Origin of the sequence: Exiguobacterium sp. SH31 (genome assembly GCF_001816105.1) — a bacterium.
Lineage (GTDB): Bacteria > Bacillota > Bacilli > Exiguobacteriales > Exiguobacteriaceae > Exiguobacterium > Exiguobacterium aurantiacum_A.
Genome location: NZ_LYTG01000028.1, coordinates 13,717 through 32,427, shown reverse-complemented (window position 1 = coordinate 32,427; position 18,711 = coordinate 13,717). Strand labels below are relative to the sequence as shown.

Below are 18,711 nucleotides of genomic sequence, written 5' to 3'. Positions count from 1 at the left end.
CGAATGAGTGGGGGTGAGGTCATTGGGCTGGAATTTAGAAGTCGCGGAAGCGAAAAGTGAGTACTTAACAGAAACGGATTTGTGGCGCTTCACGCAACAGTTTTTAATGAACGCGACACATACGACGACATACAAGCATATGCTCATGAAAGCGTTACTTGAATGCACGACCGAATTGAGTGATTCCGGGATATTGACGTTCCAGCAAATTTCAAAACACGTGACGAAGATGTATTGGAATTTGATCGTGACGCACGGATTGCGACAAGTGAATCAGACTGGAAAGATGAGTTCGGTGGAACAAACAATGCTCGCATTTCAAGCGACGCATGAGATTCCGTCTTCATGGAACTTTGACCGTCTGCCAGATGAGCAGCAGCAACAATTGATTCGAAACGTGAATCAATTCTATAAAAAGTATGTGTATGGCTCGTTCTATGCTTCGTTCGAGGGGACCGTCTATTCATTCAATCGGAAAGAAGAGTGGGTCAAACTTGTGCCGTGCTATGTCATTTTTTTCGAGAAATATAAGCGTGTATTGATGAATGTCACGAATTATCAACTCGCCGTCTTTTTAGAAAAATACAATACTCGTGAAGCGATGGAGCAGATTTTGAGTAAAATCGAGTTCGTCTCGGCCCGGCAATCGCTCGACGAGTTTAAACAGATTTTACTGAGTCACGGTCACGCCATCTGTTTTTATTGTATGAAGCCGCTCAAACAGATTCATGTCGATCACTTTATTCCGTGGTCGTATATACAGAATGATGTCTTATGGAATTTTGTCCTCGCTTGTCCGACTTGTAATACGAGCAAGAACAATCGAATGGCGAAGATTGATTATCTTTATACGCTTGTGGAACGCAATCAGGAGTTGCGAGTGTCCGAGCAGATGAACACGTATAAAGAGGCGAAATTGATTCACCTGTACGACTATGCTGTGCAAAATGGGTTTGAAGCCAACTGGGTACCTAAGACATGAGACAAGTCGAATCTTGATTAATGAGATTCGACTTGTCTTTCGTTATACTTCCACGTGTGATCGCTTCGTTATGGTGAAGGGAGACAGTACAGTCGTTCAAGGATGACTTTCTGCTAAAAGATAAAAGTTAAATATGGTATAATAAGTAAATTATAAAATTGGATGGATTTAACTTTTTAATTCATGGAGGTTATGTGATGACGATTAGTTTTCAACAAATGAACGAATCAGAGTTTGATACTTATTTAGAGTTTTTAATACCTGACTATGGTTCAGATTTCGCGAAAAATTTTATGATTCCGTTAGAAAAAGCGATGGACGATTCTCGTGAACTGATAACGAATTTATTTCCAAAAAAACAAGCAACCGAAGGACAGTATGTATTTCATGTTTTCTGTCACGAAGAAAATGAGAGAGTGGGAGTGATCTGGTACAGTTTTCAAAAAGAGACCAATAAAGCTTTCATCTACCACATTTACATAAACGAATCTCATCGAAAAAATGGATACGGTACAGCCACACTAAAAATGGTAGAAGACAGTGTAGTGAAAGATTTAGGTGCACATTCAGTCGGACTCAGTGTGTTTGGATCTAATGAACACGCGTGTGAGTTATACAAAAAGATGGGCTACTCAATTTCGTCGATTGCGATGGACAAAAAGCTGTAGATTAGACGTTATATCAGGGGGAATCTACGTGGGGAAAATTTTAAAAGTGACATTGATTATTGTCGGGGTGATCGTATTAGGAATTTCTGTCCTTGCATTCTCGTTTGTTCAATCCATGAAGCCGGACAAAGATGAAGAAGAAAAAGTGAAACAGCAAGCAGAGATCTATTTAGAAGAACATTTTGATGATCAGTTTGAAATATATGATGTGTATTTTGATAACATGGGTAATTTTAATTTCGACTATGCAGCCGAAGTTGTAGATAAAAGAAATCAAACGAGATTCTTTGTTTATTATGATGATGCAACAAGACAAATGATTGATACGTATGCTGCTGATAAATGGGCAGATGAATTAGAGAAAGAAATCACACCTTACGTAAAACAGAATTTTGGGGACACTACTGATGTTTTCGCTCTTTATGACGAAGAGATAGGTAACAAGCTAGGTCTTGAACCGTCTAATCCAGGGAGCTATAAAGAACATGACGCTGTACCTACGATTGGAATTACACTCCGTAGAAAAAAACAAGATGATGATGAAGTCCTATTTAATGATTTTATATCGTATTTAAAAACTGAAGATAAACTACAGCATGGGTATGTGATGCTAGACTATATTGCGGAAAATGGCGAGCTGTTGGAAGAAAACTATGGATGGAATAAAGAATTTTAAATAGGACTTCGGTTCAGAATAGGACTCAGAGATATCGAAGATAAAGCATTCAGGAAATCGGGTGTAAATATGAATAAAGCAAGGTTAAAACGGGTGCTCCAGCATGCCGATGTAAGTGATCCAGCCTTTCTCGGTTCAGGGGCATGGCATGATGCGTGGAAAGTAGTGAAAGAGAATCGCGAGCTTGTCTTGCGCATCCCAAAAGACATTGCCTACGGAAAGTCTATCTCGTTTAACGAAGAGGAACTAACCGCAGAATACGCCGCTACGAAATTGTACTACCAGTCTGTCAATCAAGCAGTAAACGGAGCCGCACCAGACTTTTACGAGTTCTATGTATCAGCTGATCTCACCTATACGTTAGAGTCGTATGGGGGAGAACAGATTGACTTGCATACGATGACAAAGGAACAAGTACTGCAGATTGGTAAACAAATAGGGGGAATTTACCGGAAGACAGATCAAGTTTCTCAAGAAATCAGCGGATTGGGTTACTTGACGTGGACAGAAGAAAAAGGGTTGCACGGTGTGTTAGAGGGGGAACTCCACGCCTTCATCCAAGAAGAAAGTGCGGAACATATAGCGGATTATGAGACGTTATGTACTGTATATCCACAGTTTCAGGATGAAAAAGTCCCACAAGCTTTAATAGCAGCGACGGAGCTACGAAATCAGCAAGTCGTGAATATAAGTCTCGTCAATCAAGACGCTTCTCCAGAAAACATTTTGTTGCGGGACGACCAGGTCTGTTTGATCGATCCCTATCCGAGTTTATATGCTCCAAGAGGAATGGCGGGTAATTTTATGAACCTGTATGAGACATTCTTTCTTGTTCTTTCGCAGACAGAGCGATATAAAAAGCATCGGTTCGATTTATGTGAGCAACAATTAAAAGGAATGGCTGAAGGGTTTCTTGCCGGGTACAGTGAAGGGAATAAAGCAGTGATCCGTGAGGTGAGAGGCGAGCAATTACTCCAGCTGCTTGAAACAGCTTTTATTCACCATCAGTTACTCTTAAAAGATATAACCCCCGAAGACATCATTCGTTACGGGGACAGGCAAGCAATTGAAGCTCGCTTATTTGTATTATGCGAGGAGCTGAAACGGTTTGCTGCGTCTCAAATAAAATAAAAACATGAACCTTGGGCCGATGGCATAAAGGTTCATGTTAAAAGTTTAATACGTAGATTTACTACCTCGCATGTGATCCGTGGTTACAAGTTTAGTAAATCAGCTACGATTTCAGCACTTCCATCTTGAAACATGAACAATCCGAGTGCGATCAACAGACCACCGACGACAAGTGTGCCAATCCGCAGGAGGCCGTTCGTGTTCTTTTTGAATACGGCACGAATTACGAGCCAGCCACCGATCAACAGCATCAAGAAATACCAAAATCCCATAACCATTCCTCCTCTTCCTGTAATTGAGTCTAGTTTACATAAATTTTCCAATGCACACTGTAGGGCTCGCGACTGATTTAATCTCAGTCCAAGACGGGTACATAACCTCTATGTGCAAATGAAGGGGAGAGTGACCACTATGCGGAAAACCATCGTCATCGCGGGGGCGAGCGGCTATATCGGCTCGAACGTGATGGAACATTTAAAAGAAGAGTACGACATTATCGCCTTGTCCCGCTCGACGAAGAACAAAGAAGACGAAGACCACATCACGTGGCGGTCGTGCGACTTGTTCTCGTACGAACAGACGCGCGAGGCGTGTGAGGGGGCGGACTACGCCATGTTCCTCGTCCACTCGATGATCCCGGACGGCGGGTTGACGCAGGCGACGTTCGAAGACATGGACGCGCTGATCGCTGACAACTTCGCCCGAGCAGTGAGCGCGAACGATATCGAACAGATCGTCTATTTGAGCGGCATCATTCCGAAAGAGTCGAAGACGTTGTCACGGCACTTGAAGAGCCGGCTCGAGGTCGAACGCATCCTCGGCGGGCAAGGTGTCCCGGTGACGACGATCCGGGCCGGGCTCATCATCGGTCCGGAAGGGTCGTCGTTCCCGATTCTCGCGAAACTCGTCAAACGACTCCCGGTCATGATCCTCCCGAACTGGACGAAGACGGAGACACATCCAATTGATTTGCGAGAAGCGGTCCAAGCGCTCATCTCGGTCGTCGGGGCCGAGTCGCTGTACGACCATCATATCGACATCGGTGGTCCGGAAGTGATGACGTATCGAAAGATGATCGAAGATACGGCTGACGTCATGGGCAAACGTCGCGTCATGATCGACTTCCCGTTCCCGACAATCAAGCTGTCGCGCCTTTGGGTCATGGCGGTCACAGGTGAGCCGAAAGATACTGTCTATCCGCTCGTCGAGAGCATGGGTCACGCCATGGTCGCGAAAGATACGACCGGTGTCAAACAAGGCGAGATTCCGTTCAAAGAAGCGGTCGAGCATGCGCTCGAGGAAGAAGCGAAGCAGAAGGCGAGTGACAAGAAGAAGAAAAAAGCGCCGCAACAGTATACGGTCCGTTCGATTCAACGCTTCGGTCTGCCAGACGATAAATCGGCTGCCTGGATGGCCGACGAATATTTCGAATGGCTCGGGCGGATCGCTTATCCGCTCATCCAGACGACGAAAGAACAGGATGATTGGGAGATTGCGCTCCTCCGTCCGTCACTCGTCGCACTCCACTTGTCGCTTGAAGATGCGGCGACGGACGACATGGCCTCATTCGAGATCGATGGGGGACTGTTCGCGAAGCTGACCGAGGACGACAAGACCGGCCGCCTTGAGTTCAGGCGACTCCCTGACTCGGACGAGGGGCTTATCGCCATCCACGAGTTCGTACCGGCCATGCCGTGGTGGTTCTATACGAAGACGCAGGCGAAAGCCCATCTCGTCGTCATGTGGCTATTCGGCCGCCACGTCCGCTTGCTCGGGGAAGAGTCGGACGAGGGTGACCAAGTCGTCGAAGCACCAACCAATTAACGAAGACGTGTCCATCGCGTGATGGATACGTCTTTTTGGTTTGTCGATTATGTAAACGTTTCTTCTGTGACGTTTACAAGAAGTGGTGACAGGCGTACACTGAACTTGTTTTCGAACTAATGGAAAGAAGGAATGTAAGATGGAAAATTTAATGAGTAAGCGTGAGGCGTGGCAAAAAGACATCTCGGCCGGGATCACCGTCGGGGTTGTCGCCGTTCCGCTCGCGATGGCGTTCGCGATCGCCTCGGGCGTCGGACCGGTGTACGGCCTTTATACGGCCATCATCGCCGGCATCCTCGTCAGCCTGTTCGGGGGCTCGACGTTCCAAATCGCCGGACCGACCGGCGCCTTCATCCCGATCGTCTCGGGCGTTATGCTGGCGCATGGCTACGAAGGGCTGCTCGTGACGACATTTCTCGCTGGGATCTTGCTGTTTCTTATGAGCGTGCTCCGCGTCGGCCGGCTCATCCGCTTCATGCCGCGCGCCGTCACGATCGGCTTTACAGCGGGGATCGCCGTCGTCATCTTCGTCGACCAGCTCGATGAACTGTTCGGCATCACGTTCGAGAAGGCGCCGCACTTCCACGAGAACGTCCTAAAACTCGTCACGTCACTCCCCGAGGCGAGTCTCTGGCCGATCGGTATCGCGGCTATCGGCTTCTTGACGCTCTGGCTCGTCCCGAAACTGCCCGTAAAATTGCCGCTTCTGTTGATGGCGATGCTCGTGCCGACGTTTATCAGCCTCGTCATCCCAGGGGAGGTCGCGACGATCGGCAGCGCCTACGGAGGCATCCCGAGCGGACTGCCTGACTTCAACTGGCTCACGATCGACCTCGACTTGATTGCGACGCTGCTCCCATCGGCGTTCGCCATCGCCTTCCTCGGGGCGCTCGAATCGCTGTTGTCAGGTGCGGTCGCGGACGGCATGGCCGGCACGAAGATGAACCCGGACAAGGAACTGTTCGGGCAAGGGCTCGCCAACGTCGTCGTCCCGTTCTTCGGCGGCATCCCGGCGACAGGTGCGATCGCCCGGACGGCGACGAACATCCAAGCCGGAGCCGTCAGCCGTCGCTCGGGTGTCATCCACGGGTTGACGGTGCTTCTCGCCGTACTCGTCTTGGCGCCACTCGCGAGCTACGTCCCGCTCGCCGCACTCGCGCCGATCTTGATGCGCGTCGCTTGGAACATGTCGGAGCGACACCACGTCTTTGAGATGCTCAAGCATCGGTCGGCCGAATCGCTCGTGCTACTTGTCACGCTCGGGCTGACCGTCTTCGTCGACCTTGTCGTCGCTGTCGAGGTCGGGGTCATCTGTGCGCTCGCCTTGTTCGCGAAACGGATGGCCGATACGATCGACGTCCGCGAACAGACGGAACGTTACGTGACGCGCGACGGCCAAGTCGTCTTCAGCGTCGAAGGGCCGCTCTTCTTCGGGGCGATCGAGATGTTCGAGCACGTCCTGCAACACATCCATAATGAGCCCGACGTGTTCATCTTCAACTTCCATCGCTGTCCGGTCATCGATGTGACGGCGGTCGAAGAAGTCCGCCGGGTCGTCCGGGAACTGAAAGCGGCGGATCGTCGTGTCGTTTTCGCCCATTTATCGGAACCCGTGCGGCAGACGCTCGACCATTACGGCGTCCTTGACGGGATTGCGACGTTCGAGACGACGCAAGACGCGATTGACGCGTCTTAACGGACCGACAGGATGTGGCTGAACGGGATGCGGCGCACGTCCGTGTCGAACAGTTCGACTTCGCGTTCGGCGTAATAGATGGCATGGACGTAGCCACGCATAGAGCGGGCGAGACCATCCTCGAACAACGTCAGTTCGACTTGGTCGCCTTCCCGGATGGCCCGTTCGAGTTCGGTCTGCCACAGATAAAGGAGTTGCTCGTCGATGTCGGGCAGCTCGATCTTTTGGACGTGGGCGTAATATTTTTTGAGCAGCGCCACGTGTTCGGGCATGAGGAACGGGATCCACTTCAATTCACCGCGGTCTTTGTAGCGGGTTTGGCTCATGACGGTTCACCTCCTTGTTTATGTCCGCCGATCAGGCGTTGCCGCGTGCGGAGCGGACTGTCTTTCAGTAGACTCGAGGCCGGACGGATCGTGCCGCGGCCGAAGCGGACGTTCAATTGATCGACGAGGTCTAAAAAGTCGAACCGACGGGCCCGGGCCCATTCGTCCTCGAACAACGACAGCTGGACGTGGTCGCTCCGGGGCTCGAGCTTGCCGAGGGCGACCGAGACGTAACGGACCGCCTCGGTCTCGTCCCACGCCTCAAGAAACAGTTGGAACAGGATCGGCAAAAACTCACGCTCGTCCGCTGTGAAGCGGGCGAGCTTTTTTTGTTTGCTGAAGCCGCGCCGCTCGCTCGTCCGGGTGTAGCGGACACCGAGATGGATGCTGCCGCCGACGAGCCCCGACTGCCGCATCCGCATCCCGACCTCGACGGCGATCGCCTGCAAGACGAGTCGGATCGAACTTTCCGTCGTATAGTCTTTCATGAGCGTGATGCCGTGGCCAATCGTCCGGGGCCGTTGGCGTTTCGCCCCGAACAGCGAACTCGCCGGCAGGATCGTCGGCGACTCGTCGATGCCCCAGGCGTGGTGCCACAGCTCGGCGCCGATGACACCGAACTTATCGTGCAACACGTCGAGCGGATAACGGGCCAGGTCGCCGATCGTGTCGATGCCGAGCCGATGGAGATGGACCGCCATCTTCGCCCCGACGCCCCACATCTTCTCGATCGGCGCCGGATGGATCAATCGTTCGACGTCGTGGAGGGCACAACTGGCGACACCGGTCGTTTTGCCATGCAAGTCGAGGACGAGTTTGGCGAGGACGTTGTTCGGTCCGATCCCGATCGTGACCGGGACGCCGGTGTAGCGGAAGACGGTCGAGCGGATGAGGCGGGCGACGTGGTCATCGTTCCCGAACAAGCGCTCCGTCCCCGTCAAGTCGACGAGCGTCTCATCGACCGAGTAGACGCGGATCGCCTCAGGCGGTGCGAACTGGTGCAGGATGTGGACGATTTGCACCGATACGTTCAAGTAGTGGCTCATCCGGGCCTCGGCGTAGAGGACGTGCCGTCGTTCATGCCAAGGCAGGCGGTCGATGTGAAAGCGCCGGGAGCCGGTCTTGATGCCGAGCCGTTTCAGCGGCGGGGTCGCGGCGAGGACAAGGGCGCCGCTGTCCTGTAAGTTCGATAAGACGACGAGCTTCGTCTTGTACGGGTTCAAGTTACGGGCTGCGCACTCGCAGCTGGCATAAAATGAGACGCTGTCGACACAGAAGATCCGCCGGCGCATGATCCCATCTCCTTTTTCACGAACAAATGTTCTGTTTTTCTTATCGTATCACGGTCTCAAACCGTCTCAAATAGAAAAATGAAAATAAACTTGTAAATATATTTTGAAATTTACCCAATTTTTATAGGAATTTCACAATTTAAAAACCATCTTTTAGGAAGTTTTCGTAAAAAAGTCTCCGAAATGAGCAAAATTTCGCTATAATAGACGGGTATGGATTTGACAATGACTGTGAACTAAATGGAGGCTACAACGTGATTCAGTTTGTAAAGCAATTGACGAATGACCAGAGCCGGCGCTTGAAAGGCTATCAGCGACGCGTCGACCGGATCAACCAATTAGAGACAACGATGCAGGCGCTCTCGGACGACGAGATGCGCACATATACCGAAACATTGAAAGCAAAAATCGCCGACGGCGCCAAAGTCGATGATGTCGCCGAAGAAGCGTTCGCCCTCGTCCGTGAGGCGGCGGTGCGTGTCTTAGGCATGCGTCACTATGACGTCCAGCTCATCGGCGGGTTCGCCCTCCTCGAAGGGAACATCTCAGAGATGCCGACCGGGGAAGGGAAAACGCTCGTCGCCGCGCTCCCGAGTTACGTCATAGCACTTGAAGGCAAAGGCGTCCACGTCATCACCGTCAACGAATATCTCGCGACGCGTGACGCGAACCAAATCGGGCAGATCCACGATTTCCTTGGTCTCTCGGTCGGTTTGAACGTTCCTGAGATGGAACAGAGTGACAAGCACGCTGCGTACCAGGCCGACATTACATACGGCGTCGGGACCGAGTTCGGGTTCGACTACTTGCGCGATCACTTGGTCGGGTCACCGGAAGAGCGCGTCCAGCGCCCGTTCCACTTCGCCATCATCGACGAAGTCGACAGCATCTTGATCGACGAGGCGAAGACGCCGCTCATCATCGCCCAAAAAGACCGCTCGCACATCCGCTTGAAGGAGTTGGCGCAACGTGTCGTCACCGAGCTCGACGAGGCGGACTACGAAGTCGACCTCGAATCGAAATCGACGGCGCTCACCGACTCCGGGATCTTGAAAATCGAAGACATGTTCGCGGTCGACAACTTGTTCAGCGCCGAGCATCAAGTGCTCTATCACTACCTCGTCCAAGCGCTCCGGGCGAACGTCTTGTTCGAACTCGACGTCGACTATATCGTCAAAGAAGACAAGATCGAGCTCATCGACTTGTTCACGGGACGGATCATGGAAGGACGCAGTCTGTCGGAAGGACTCCATCAGGCGCTCGAGGCGAAAGAAGGCGTCACGATTACCGAAGAGAACAAGACGACGGCCGAGATCACGATTCAGCATTATTTCCGGATGTATCCGCTCATCGGAGGTATGACCGGGACGGCCCAGACGTCTCGCCAAGAGTTTTTGAAGACGTACAACATGGATGTCGTCCAAGTGCCGACGAACCGGCCGCGTTTGCGCGAAGACCACCCGGACCGCATCTTTATGACGGTCGACCAAAAGTATGCGGCCGTGACGGAGAAAGTCGTCGAGCTGCATGAGACGGGACGCCCGGTGTTGATCGGCACGACGTCGATCGCCCAGTCCGAGGCCATCAGTAAACACTTGTCGAAACAGCGGATTCAGCATGAGGTGTTGAACGCGAAGACGGTCACGCAAGAAGCGGACATCATCGCCGACGCCGGACGCTTCGGCAAAGTGACGATTGCGACGAACATGGCCGGTCGCGGGACCGATATCATGCTTGATACGAAATCAAAAGAAGCGGGGGGCTTGTTCGTCATCGGGACGGAACGCCATGAGTCGCAACGTGTCGACAACCAGCTCCGCGGTCGTTCGGGACGCCAAGGCGATCCCGGCGCGACACAGTTCTTCGTCTCGCTCGAAGATGAGATCGTCAAACGCTACGCGATCCAAAAACTAGAGCGCATCGAGAAGAAACTGAAGCCGAACGAGCATGGCGAAGTGTTATCGAAAGACGCGGCTGACGTCATCGAGTACGCGCAGACGACGATCGAAGGACTCGGCGTCTCGATTCGGGACTACTTGTTCAAGCTCGACGACGTCTTGAACGAACAACGGAAAATCATCTACACGATCCGCGATCAGGCGGTCAACGCCGACGCTGCGGCGATCACGAACAACGTGCTCGGCATGATGCATCTCGCTTTAGCGAACAGTATCGACATGCACGTCTCGGACGAGCTCGTCCCAGAAGAGTGGCCGCTCGACGAGTTGAAGACAGACCTCGTCTACTTGACGACACGCGAGCCGGTCTGGTCAGATGAGATCGCCGACTCGTTGGAATTGAAGGCAGATCTTGCGCCGTGGATCGACGACATCGTCAAAACGGCCGAGGCCCGTCTTCAAGCCGAGGAAGTCGTGACGTTCGTCAAAGAATCACTGTTACGGGCGTTGGACGGGAAATGGACGGACCACCTCACGACGATGAGCGGATTAAAAGAAGGCATCGGACTCCGCAGTTATGGGCAGGAAGACCCGAGTCGTCAGTTCGGTAAAGAAGGATTTGAGATCTTCGAACAGACGTATGTCAATATTGCCCGTGAAGTGACGACGGAAGTATGTCAGCTCGACCGCTATTTCGTCACGCAATTGGAGGAGGAGTAATATGTTAGGATTTCGTAAACGTAAACAGATCGATACAGGGAAGACCGAGACAGGGCGTCAACTGACGCTCGTGATCGACAGCGACATGGGGATTCCGAAAGAAGACGAGTACATGTTCCGCTATCACGCGAAGCGGCTGCCGGCGCTCCTCGACAACCAACTGTCGATCGAGCTGTTGCACGCAGAAAACTTAATGGACGGCCTGTCACTCGTCGCCTTGTTCCGAAACACGCTTCCGAGCTCGTTCGAAGTCAATGAATTGCCGGTTCTCCTCTTGAACAAAGACAACGTCCCGCTCGGACGGAAAGTATTGAGCCGTGTCGACCTTCCGAGCTTCGAGCCGTGGACGAGCAAACCGGTCTATTTGGACTTTTTTGCAGATGAACTGTTCGGCGAGTTTGAAGCGGAAGAACTGACGTCGATGCGACTCGTCTTCCAAATGAATCCGATCGATCCGTTACAGATGCTTCTAGATGAGGAAGTCGAACAATTTTCGAACACGGCGTGGCAACAGCTTCGTCGCACGAACGTGTCGACACCGCCCGTCGGCGAGAATGAGTTCAATTTGATGCTCGTCTCGGTCGAAACAAGTGAGACGAACGTCACGGCGACGTTGCTTCTCCGTAACGGCTATGAGCATGAACTGAACGTTGAACAGTTACCGCTCGAACTCGTGAGCGGGGACGAGGCGATCGCGAACACGACGATTCGCTTGAGCGAGCCGGTCCAAGGCAAACATGCCTATCCGGTCTCGGTCGTCTTCGCAGACGTCATCGCGGACGGTCCGTTCACGGTCCGCATCAAACAATAAGCAGTACGATAGACGACCCGGCTCTCGATAAAAAGCCGGGTCTATTTTTGTGTCAAAAAAGTGAACAAAACCCCTTACGAAACGTTGGGAATTGCTGTATAATCAATCACGAAAGCGTTTACATTATATGCGTAAAACATCAGGATTCATTTTTCGGGGCCGATGGGGATCGGCTACACAGTTTAAAAGGGGACATCACACATGATTACATTCTTTATTGCCTTAGCTATTTTAATTGTCGGGTACATCGTCTACGGCCGTTACGTCGAGAAGACGTTCGGCATCAAGGAAGAGCGGACGACGCCCGCCTATGCGTCGCAGGATGGCATCGACTACGTGCCGATGGGGAAAAAACGGAACTCGATGATCCAACTGTTGAACATCGCTGGCGTCGGCCCGATCTTTGGTCCAATCATGGGGGCGCTCTACGGTCCGGTCGCCTTCCTGTGGATCGTCTTCGGATCAATTTTCGCGGGAGCGGTGCACGACTACTTGACGGGGATGATCTCGCTCCGTAACAACGGGGCGCACTTGCCGCAGCTCGCCGAGAAGTTCCTCGGCCGCTCGCTCCGCCATATCGTCAACGGGTTCGCCCTGTTACTACTGCTCCTTGTCGGGACGGTGTTCGTCACGTCACCGAGTAACATGATCAACAACTTGTTCGACGGCAACGCGTCGACGCTCGTGTTCGTCATTTTTGCCATCTTTGCCTATTACATCTTAGCGACGCTCCTCCCGGTCGACAAAATCATCGGCCGCATCTATCCGTTCTTCGGGGCGCTCCTCATGATCAGCGCAATCGGGATTGGGGTCAGCTTGTTCGTCCAAGGCTATCAAATCCCAGAGATGACATTGACGAACATGCACCCGGACGGCTTGCCGATCTGGCCACTCTTGTTCTTCACGATCTCGTGCGGCGCACTCTCGGGCTTCCACGCGACGCAGTCGCCGATCATCTCGCGGACGACGATGAAAGAGAGCAATGGCCGCAGCATCTTCTACGGCATGATGATCGTCGAGGCCGTCATCGCGATGATTTGGGCCGGAGCGGCCATGGCCATCTTCGAGCCAGGCGAGTTGCTCGGACTCATCAGCGCAGGTACTCCGGCACTCGTCGTCCAGGAAGTGGCGACACTCATGCTCGGCAGCATCGGCGGCACGCTCGCCATCCTCGGCGTCATCGTCTTGCCGATCACGTCAGGCGACACGGCGTTCCGCAGTGCCCGGATGATTATCGCCGACTACTTGAAAATCGCACAGAAAAAGTTCTCGTCACGTCTTTGGATTGCGCTTCCGCTCTTCGCGATCTCATATGTTTTGACGAATATGGACTTCCAGATGCTTTGGCAGTATTTCAACTGGGCCAACCAGACGACGGCGGTCATCGCCTTGTTCGTCGGGGCGATGTACTTGTACATTAAAGGACGCAACCATTGGATCGCACTTATTCCAGGGACGTTCATGCTATATGCGGTTTGGTTCTACATTCTCACAGCACCGATAGGCTTCAAGATGGATGGGGTGATCCCGTACGTCATTTCGACAATCGGTACAGTGACGCTGCTCGTCTTGTTCCACATGCGCGCACGGGCGATGCGGGCACAAAATATGGAATGTGACGTTCCGGTGAAAGAAGTCGCTTAATCGAGGACACGGGTTTTTACAGACCCGTGTTTTTGTTTGCAACAAAATTGGGGAATATCCATAATAGAGGCAAGGAAAGAAAGGTGGGACCCGAATGGATCAAGAGAAACTAAAAGACATGCTCCATGCCGATACGCTCGGAGAAGAAATCGCGAGCGCCGTCACGCACGGACTAGGGGTCATCTTCAGCATCGTCGCTCTCGTCCTACTCGTCACGACCGCGACTGAGACCGGTAGCACAGGCAACGTCATCGCGGTGAGCGTGTTCGGGGTATCGATGATCTTGTTGTACTTGTTCTCGACGCTCATGCATGCGATCCCACATCCACGGGCTAAGCGGGTGCTCCAAGTGTTCGACCACGCTGGGATTTACTTATTGATTGCCGGGAGCTACACGCCGTTCGCACTCGTGTCGCTTCAGGGAACGCTCGGATGGGTGTTATTCGGCATCGTTTGGGGCGTCGCCATCTTAGGCATCGTCTGGAAAATGTATTCGACCGGGAAGTACATGTGGGTATCGAACGTGACGTACCTTGGGCTCGGGTGGATTTGTATCATCGTGATCCGTCCGCTCTACGAGTCGCTCGGCCATCAAGGGTTCATGTTGCTGCTTGCTGGTGGGCTCGCTTATTCGGTCGGGATCGTGTTTTACGTCTGGCAGAAACTGCCGTTCAATCATGCGATTTGGCACTTGTTCGTGCTCGCCGGGAGCGTGTTCGTCTTCCTTAGTATTTTGCTCTACGTCGCACCGAATACAGGCCTGTGAACCAGACGTCCGTGAGGGCGTCTGCTTTTTTGTAAAGTTGGCGAATGACGTGGTGGAAACGGTTACAAAAAAGCAGACGGATTGCCGTTTGTATGTCATAATAATTTCAGACATCGTCATAGAGATAGATGGGTGTATACGCAAGGGGGAAAATCTGATGGAAAAAGTGTTACGCGATGGATTTATTTACATGTCTCAAAACAAAGCACTCAACAGTTTGGCTAAAAAGTACGGGCTTCGGTTCGGGGCGTCACGATTTGTGGCGGGAGAAGATTTCAAGACGTCGGTGCCGACGATTCGCGAACTGAACGCGAAAGGGTTATCGGTCACGGTCGACCATCTAGGGGAATTTATTACGACGGTTCACGAAGCGAACCAGAACCGTGACGAGATCATCCGTGCCATCGAGATTATGGCCGAAGAGAAGCTCGACGCCTACATGTCGCTCAAGCTGACGTCACTCGGATTCGATATTTCGGACGAGTTGATCGAGGACAACATGCGTCAAATCTTGACGACGGCCAAGTCGGTCGGCGTTTTCGTCGCCATCGACATGGAAGACGAGTCGCGCTGCGAGAAGACGCTCGACTTGTTCAAGAAGTTGAAAGCGGACTTTGACGGACTCGGGACGGTCATCCAATCTTACTTGTACCGCTCGGAAGACGACATCAATCATCTCGCGCCGCTCAAGCCGAACCTCCGTATCGTCAAAGGGGCTTACAAAGAGCCGGCGACGGTCGCTTTCCCGGAGAAAGAAGACGTCGACCACAACTACTTGAAGCTCGTCAAACTCCATCTTGCGAACGGGAACTACGCCTCTATCGCGACCCATGACGACCACATGATCGATGCCATCATCGAGCATGTGAAATTGAACAACATCCCACTCGACCAGTTCGAGTTCCAAATGCTGTATGGCATCCGGGTCGAGCGTCAACTCGAGCTCGTCCGCCAAGGCTATAAAGTCCGGGTCTACGTGCCGTACGGCCGTGACTGGTACGGTTACTTCATGCGCCGCCTCGCCGAACGTCCGGCCAACGTGGCGTTCGTGTTAAAAGGAATGGTCAAAAAATGAGGAAAGCACACAAGTTCATATCGAACTTGTGTGCTTTTTTATGGAGTTCTTATGAGGCGTTATTCCTGCTCGTCATCTTCTCGATTTTCGACCCAGAAATCTGGACCGATTTGATCAGATAGCCAGAAGAAAAGCTCTTTTTCATGTTCTGGATGTGAATCATGCAAGGCACCCGGGTCAAATACATACTGTTTATTTTGAATGAACTTGTCTCGGATGTAATCGGTCATATGATACGGGCCATACCCATAGGAAGTATTTATATCAGGCGAAGGATTTTCTTCCATGCGAATTGACATATGTGTTTCGGCTAAAAACGTAAACATTCTCGCGAGGGCGAGATAGCCTTCTGCGTTGCCGACGAAATTGACCCCAGCTGCATTCAGACTGACTTCCATTTTAGCCTCATGAGAAAAGTAAGGATCGAACTCTAACCTGTCTTCATCGTACGCTTCATACTCATCATCGCTGTGCTGGTTTGTCATCGATTGGCCTCCATTTTTACCTATTCGTCATTAGTATACTCGTCAGATGACATATTACTTTCCACGTTCGGCCTTGTCTAGTAAGAGTCGTTCTAGAACTAGAACATACACTAGAGCAACAAGAATGCCTACTGTACCTGGCAGTACAGCAACCAAGGGGTCAGCGAGAGCTGCTTTTGGGAGTAGATAAGTCAACAATGATTTCACCCCGAAGAGTATCACAAGGGACGAAAGCAAGACGAACGTGATTGTTTTCTTATGTATGTTCCCAAAAAACTGCCGTCCCGTTTCCTTTTCTTTCGTTATGCCTAACCAAGATAGCATGTACAGCACCTCCTAAAGTAATAGACCACTCTATTAAATCGATTTTTTAATCAAAAGATGTTTTCCTAATAAGCGGTCAATTTCGCTTTGCTCGACTTCAGTGATTCCAGCTTTCGATTTCGGAATAATCAACGCTTCATCGTCTTCAAAATATAGAAAGCGATGCGTCTCGTTCTCGTTCACTTTGAGAATGGACGTCCAAGGGACTTGAGTCGTTCGATTGATTTTGCCATGAACGACATGCATCTCGACGTGACTGTCAGAAAGTTGGAGCGTGATGTCTGTTGGCCAGGCACTGTCTTTATTAACTAGACGAAATTGCCGAAGGGCGAATGGTGCATATAAATCCTTCAGGAGCGGTCTGAGCAACAGCGCAAACAAAATCCCTACACCGATTACAGTGAGTGAAAATAAAGCGATCGACTCGGGGGGAGGTAGAATAAAAGTTGTAGCTAAATATCCGAGCAGGAATGCAGGGGCACTCATAAAAATCAACCATATTTTGCGGCTCTTCTTATGTTGATTTGAATGGTGAATCATGTCCTGTTGAAATGATAGAACATCTTCAAGCGTCAGTTTATACGTTGTGACCATTTGAGCTACTCCTTTCTGATCAAGTCATATACGTGTAAGTCTAGAAACATTGGACCATGTCTGTCTTTAGGTGACATAGGTAACTAGAGTGTGATATTTAAGTTTTGTTGTAATAAGTAATTGATTTTATTTTGTTCCGTCTCGCTCAGCATTTGGTTTTGCTTCGGTACAACAATCGTTTCTCTTGCCTCAACGTACAGGTAATGATTTGTCTCGTCCCCACTCACTCGTTCAATCGCGTCCCATGCGACTTGAAGGCGTTTATTGACGTTGTTGTGGAGTGAATTGCGCTCAATCCCGTTTTCGTTGATGTACAACGTGATGTCACGTGGCCATTTCGTCTCTTGTTTCAGTAGATAGCGGAATTGCCAAAGTGTGATGTTTACATACGCTTTTTTTAAGAAGGGGAACAATAGAAGCGCTAGGAACAAACTTGAACCGATGGCGAGTCCGAGGAATAGGGGGACAGAAATCGTTTGAGGTAACAAAAAAATTGTGAGCAAGAATCCCCATAATACTGTAAGCAACATCAATACAATCGTGACGTGTCTAGCTCTTCTTTTATGGTAATCGGAATTTTCGATGAAGTTTTTTTGTAAGGCGAAAAAATCATCTTTTGTCAATTGAAAATGAATCATCAAGCGTTGGCTCCTTTCTTCCGTATAATCGTCTAAATGACTGGACTAATTCCTGCAAATAACGTTAACATACGCTGGGTTAATTTCCCATAAAAAAAGCCCAGTGACTGAACACTGGGCCATCTTACAAGATTATCCGTTTACGACCGTACCACCGTTGACGTGCATGACCTGCCCGCTGACGTACGTCGAGTCGTCGCTTGCGAGATAGACGTAAGCCGGAGCGAGCTCTGCCGGTTGACCCGCACGCTTCATCTCAGAAGAGTCACCGAACGTGGCGACTTTCTCGGCCGGGAACGTAGCCGGGATGAGCGGTGTCCAAATCGGGCCTGGTGCGACGCCGTTGACGCGGATCTTCTTCTCGGCCAAGTTTTTGGCGAGCGAGCGTGTGAACGATGTGATCGCACCTTTCGTCGACGCATAGTCGATCAACTGGTCGTTACCTTCATACGCCGTGATCGACGTCGTGTTGATGATGCTCGCGCCTTCGTTCAAGTACGGGAGCGCCGCTTTCGTCAAATAGAACATGCTGAAGATGTTCGTCCGGAACGTCCGCTCGAGCTGGTCGTCCGAGATGTCGAGGAGCGACTCTTGCGGATGTTGCTCGGCGGCGTTGTTGACGAGAATGTCCAAATGGCCGAACGTCTCGAGCGTCTGCTTGACGACGTCTTGGCAGAACGCCGAATCACCGAGATCACCTTGCAGCAACAAGCACGCTTGACCGAGTTCTTCGATCCGTTCCTTCGTCGCCTCGGCGTCCTCGAGCTCGTTTTGGTCTTTGTAGACGATGACCGAGTTTGCGCCTTCGTGGGCGAAGAAGATGGCGACCGATTTCCCGATCCCCGAGTCACCGCCTGTGATGATGGCGACTTTGTCTTTCAATTTGTCGCTTCCTTTATATCCTTCGCGCTCATAGATCGGGAACGGCTCCATCTTCGAATCGATTCCCGGTTGATGGGCTTGCGCTTGTCCGTCCTTCTTGAACGATTCAAAATCCTTGCGGCTTCCGACTGTATTTAAACGATTGTCACTCATATTGTTTAGTCCCCTTTCAAAAATTGACTCAATGTGTCTATACCACACACATCAAAAAATAATCGTAAATCAGAAAAATGGAATGAATTTGAAAAATGAACGCTTGCGAATGAATTGTCATTCATT

General features: G+C 51.1%; 18 protein-coding genes. 11 read left to right on the top strand and 7 right to left on the bottom strand.

Annotated elements, in window-relative coordinates:
• Positions 1-22: 22 nt before the first annotated feature.
• The 4 genes from A6395_RS03885 to A6395_RS03870 all read left to right on the top strand — a co-directional run bounded on the left by A6395_RS03885 (position 23) and on the right by A6395_RS03870 (position 3,457).
• On the top strand, positions 23-982 hold the full coding sequence (locus A6395_RS03885; RefSeq protein ID WP_071397946.1) for an HNH endonuclease signature motif containing protein: 960 nt from the start codon (positions 23-25) through the stop codon (positions 980-982).
• A gap of 197 nt (positions 983-1,179) precedes the next feature.
• Positions 1,180-1,650, top strand: a complete 471-nt coding sequence (locus tag A6395_RS03880; RefSeq protein WP_071397945.1) for a GNAT family N-acetyltransferase — start codon at positions 1,180-1,182, stop codon at positions 1,648-1,650.
• A 28-nt stretch (positions 1,651-1,678) separates the two neighbouring features.
• A complete protein-coding gene (locus A6395_RS03875; protein WP_071397944.1) occupies positions 1,679-2,326 on the top strand; it encodes a hypothetical protein in 648 nt (215 codons plus the stop codon).
• A gap of 69 nt (positions 2,327-2,395) precedes the next feature.
• On the top strand, positions 2,396-3,457 hold the full coding sequence (locus A6395_RS03870; RefSeq protein ID WP_071397943.1) for a hypothetical protein: 1,062 nt from the start codon (positions 2,396-2,398) through the stop codon (positions 3,455-3,457).
• A gap of 83 nt (positions 3,458-3,540) precedes the next feature.
• On the opposite strand, the gene A6395_RS03865 is transcribed toward A6395_RS03870, so the two are convergent.
• A complete protein-coding gene (locus A6395_RS03865) occupies positions 3,541-3,729 on the bottom strand; it encodes a hypothetical protein (protein WP_071397942.1) in 189 nt (62 codons plus the stop codon).
• Between the two features lie 139 nt (positions 3,730-3,868).
• Here A6395_RS03865 and A6395_RS03860 point away from each other — a divergent pair, with 139 nt between their 5' ends.
• Both A6395_RS03860 and A6395_RS03855 read left to right on the top strand, forming a co-directional pair.
• Positions 3,869-5,281 (top strand): NAD-dependent epimerase/dehydratase family protein, encoded by a 1,413-nt coding sequence (locus tag A6395_RS03860; protein WP_071397941.1) that lies wholly within the window; start codon positions 3,869-3,871, stop codon positions 5,279-5,281.
• A gap of 139 nt (positions 5,282-5,420) precedes the next feature.
• Positions 5,421-6,977, top strand: coding sequence for a SulP family inorganic anion transporter (locus tag A6395_RS03855; protein WP_071397940.1), 1,557 nt, complete (start codon positions 5,421-5,423; stop codon positions 6,975-6,977).
• On the opposite strand, the gene A6395_RS03850 is transcribed toward A6395_RS03855, so the two are convergent.
• Complete coding sequence (locus A6395_RS03850) at positions 6,974-7,303, bottom strand: YolD-like family protein (protein ID WP_071397939.1); 330 nt, start codon at positions 7,301-7,303, stop codon at positions 6,974-6,976. The two genes, A6395_RS03855 and A6395_RS03850, sit on opposite strands and share 4 nt — an antisense overlap.
• On the bottom strand, positions 7,300-8,595 hold the full coding sequence (locus tag A6395_RS03845) for a Y-family DNA polymerase (protein WP_071397938.1): 1,296 nt from the start codon (positions 8,593-8,595) through the stop codon (positions 7,300-7,302). The genes A6395_RS03850 and A6395_RS03845 overlap by 4 nt, the downstream gene beginning before the upstream one ends.
• A gap of 254 nt (positions 8,596-8,849) precedes the next feature.
• On the opposite strand from A6395_RS03845, the gene secA2 reads away from it, so the two are divergent.
• The 5 genes from secA2 (at position 8,850) to A6395_RS03820 (ending at position 15,509) form a co-directional block, all read left to right on the top strand.
• Entirely contained in the window at positions 8,850-11,213 is a 2,364-nt protein-coding gene (gene secA2, locus A6395_RS03840; RefSeq protein WP_071397937.1) for an accessory Sec system translocase SecA2, read from the top strand.
• Position 11,214: 1 nt separating this feature from the next.
• The gene (locus A6395_RS03835; RefSeq protein ID WP_071397936.1) at positions 11,215-12,024 is read left to right on the top strand and encodes an SLAP domain-containing protein; all 810 of its coding nucleotides are present in this window, start codon (positions 11,215-11,217) and stop codon (positions 12,022-12,024) included.
• Positions 12,025-12,225: 201 nt separating this feature from the next.
• Positions 12,226-13,668 (top strand): carbon starvation CstA family protein, encoded by a 1,443-nt coding sequence (locus A6395_RS03830; protein ID WP_071397935.1) that lies wholly within the window; start codon positions 12,226-12,228, stop codon positions 13,666-13,668.
• 94 nt (positions 13,669-13,762) lie between these two features.
• The gene (gene trhA / locus A6395_RS03825; protein ID WP_070328723.1) at positions 13,763-14,434 is read left to right on the top strand and encodes a PAQR family membrane homeostasis protein TrhA; all 672 of its coding nucleotides are present in this window, start codon (positions 13,763-13,765) and stop codon (positions 14,432-14,434) included.
• Between the two features lie 157 nt (positions 14,435-14,591).
• On the top strand, positions 14,592-15,509 hold the full coding sequence (locus A6395_RS03820) for a proline dehydrogenase family protein (RefSeq protein WP_071397934.1): 918 nt from the start codon (positions 14,592-14,594) through the stop codon (positions 15,507-15,509).
• Positions 15,510-15,568: 59 nt separating this feature from the next.
• Here the strand turns inward: A6395_RS03820 and A6395_RS03815 are convergent, their stop codons facing one another.
• From A6395_RS03815 to A6395_RS03795, 4 genes are all read right to left on the bottom strand, one after another.
• Positions 15,569-15,994 (bottom strand): hypothetical protein, encoded by a 426-nt coding sequence (locus tag A6395_RS03815; RefSeq protein WP_070328725.1) that lies wholly within the window; start codon positions 15,992-15,994, stop codon positions 15,569-15,571.
• Between the two features lie 357 nt (positions 15,995-16,351).
• Positions 16,352-16,912, bottom strand: a complete 561-nt coding sequence (locus A6395_RS03805) for a YcxB family protein (RefSeq protein ID WP_070328727.1) — start codon at positions 16,910-16,912, stop codon at positions 16,352-16,354.
• Between the two features lie 83 nt (positions 16,913-16,995).
• Positions 16,996-17,442 (bottom strand): hypothetical protein, encoded by a 447-nt coding sequence (locus A6395_RS03800; RefSeq protein WP_159429445.1) that lies wholly within the window; start codon positions 17,440-17,442, stop codon positions 16,996-16,998.
• 240 nt (positions 17,443-17,682) lie between these two features.
• Positions 17,683-18,585, bottom strand: coding sequence for an SDR family oxidoreductase (locus tag A6395_RS03795; RefSeq protein WP_071397931.1), 903 nt, complete (start codon positions 18,583-18,585; stop codon positions 17,683-17,685).
• Positions 18,586-18,711: the final 126 nt, after the last annotated feature.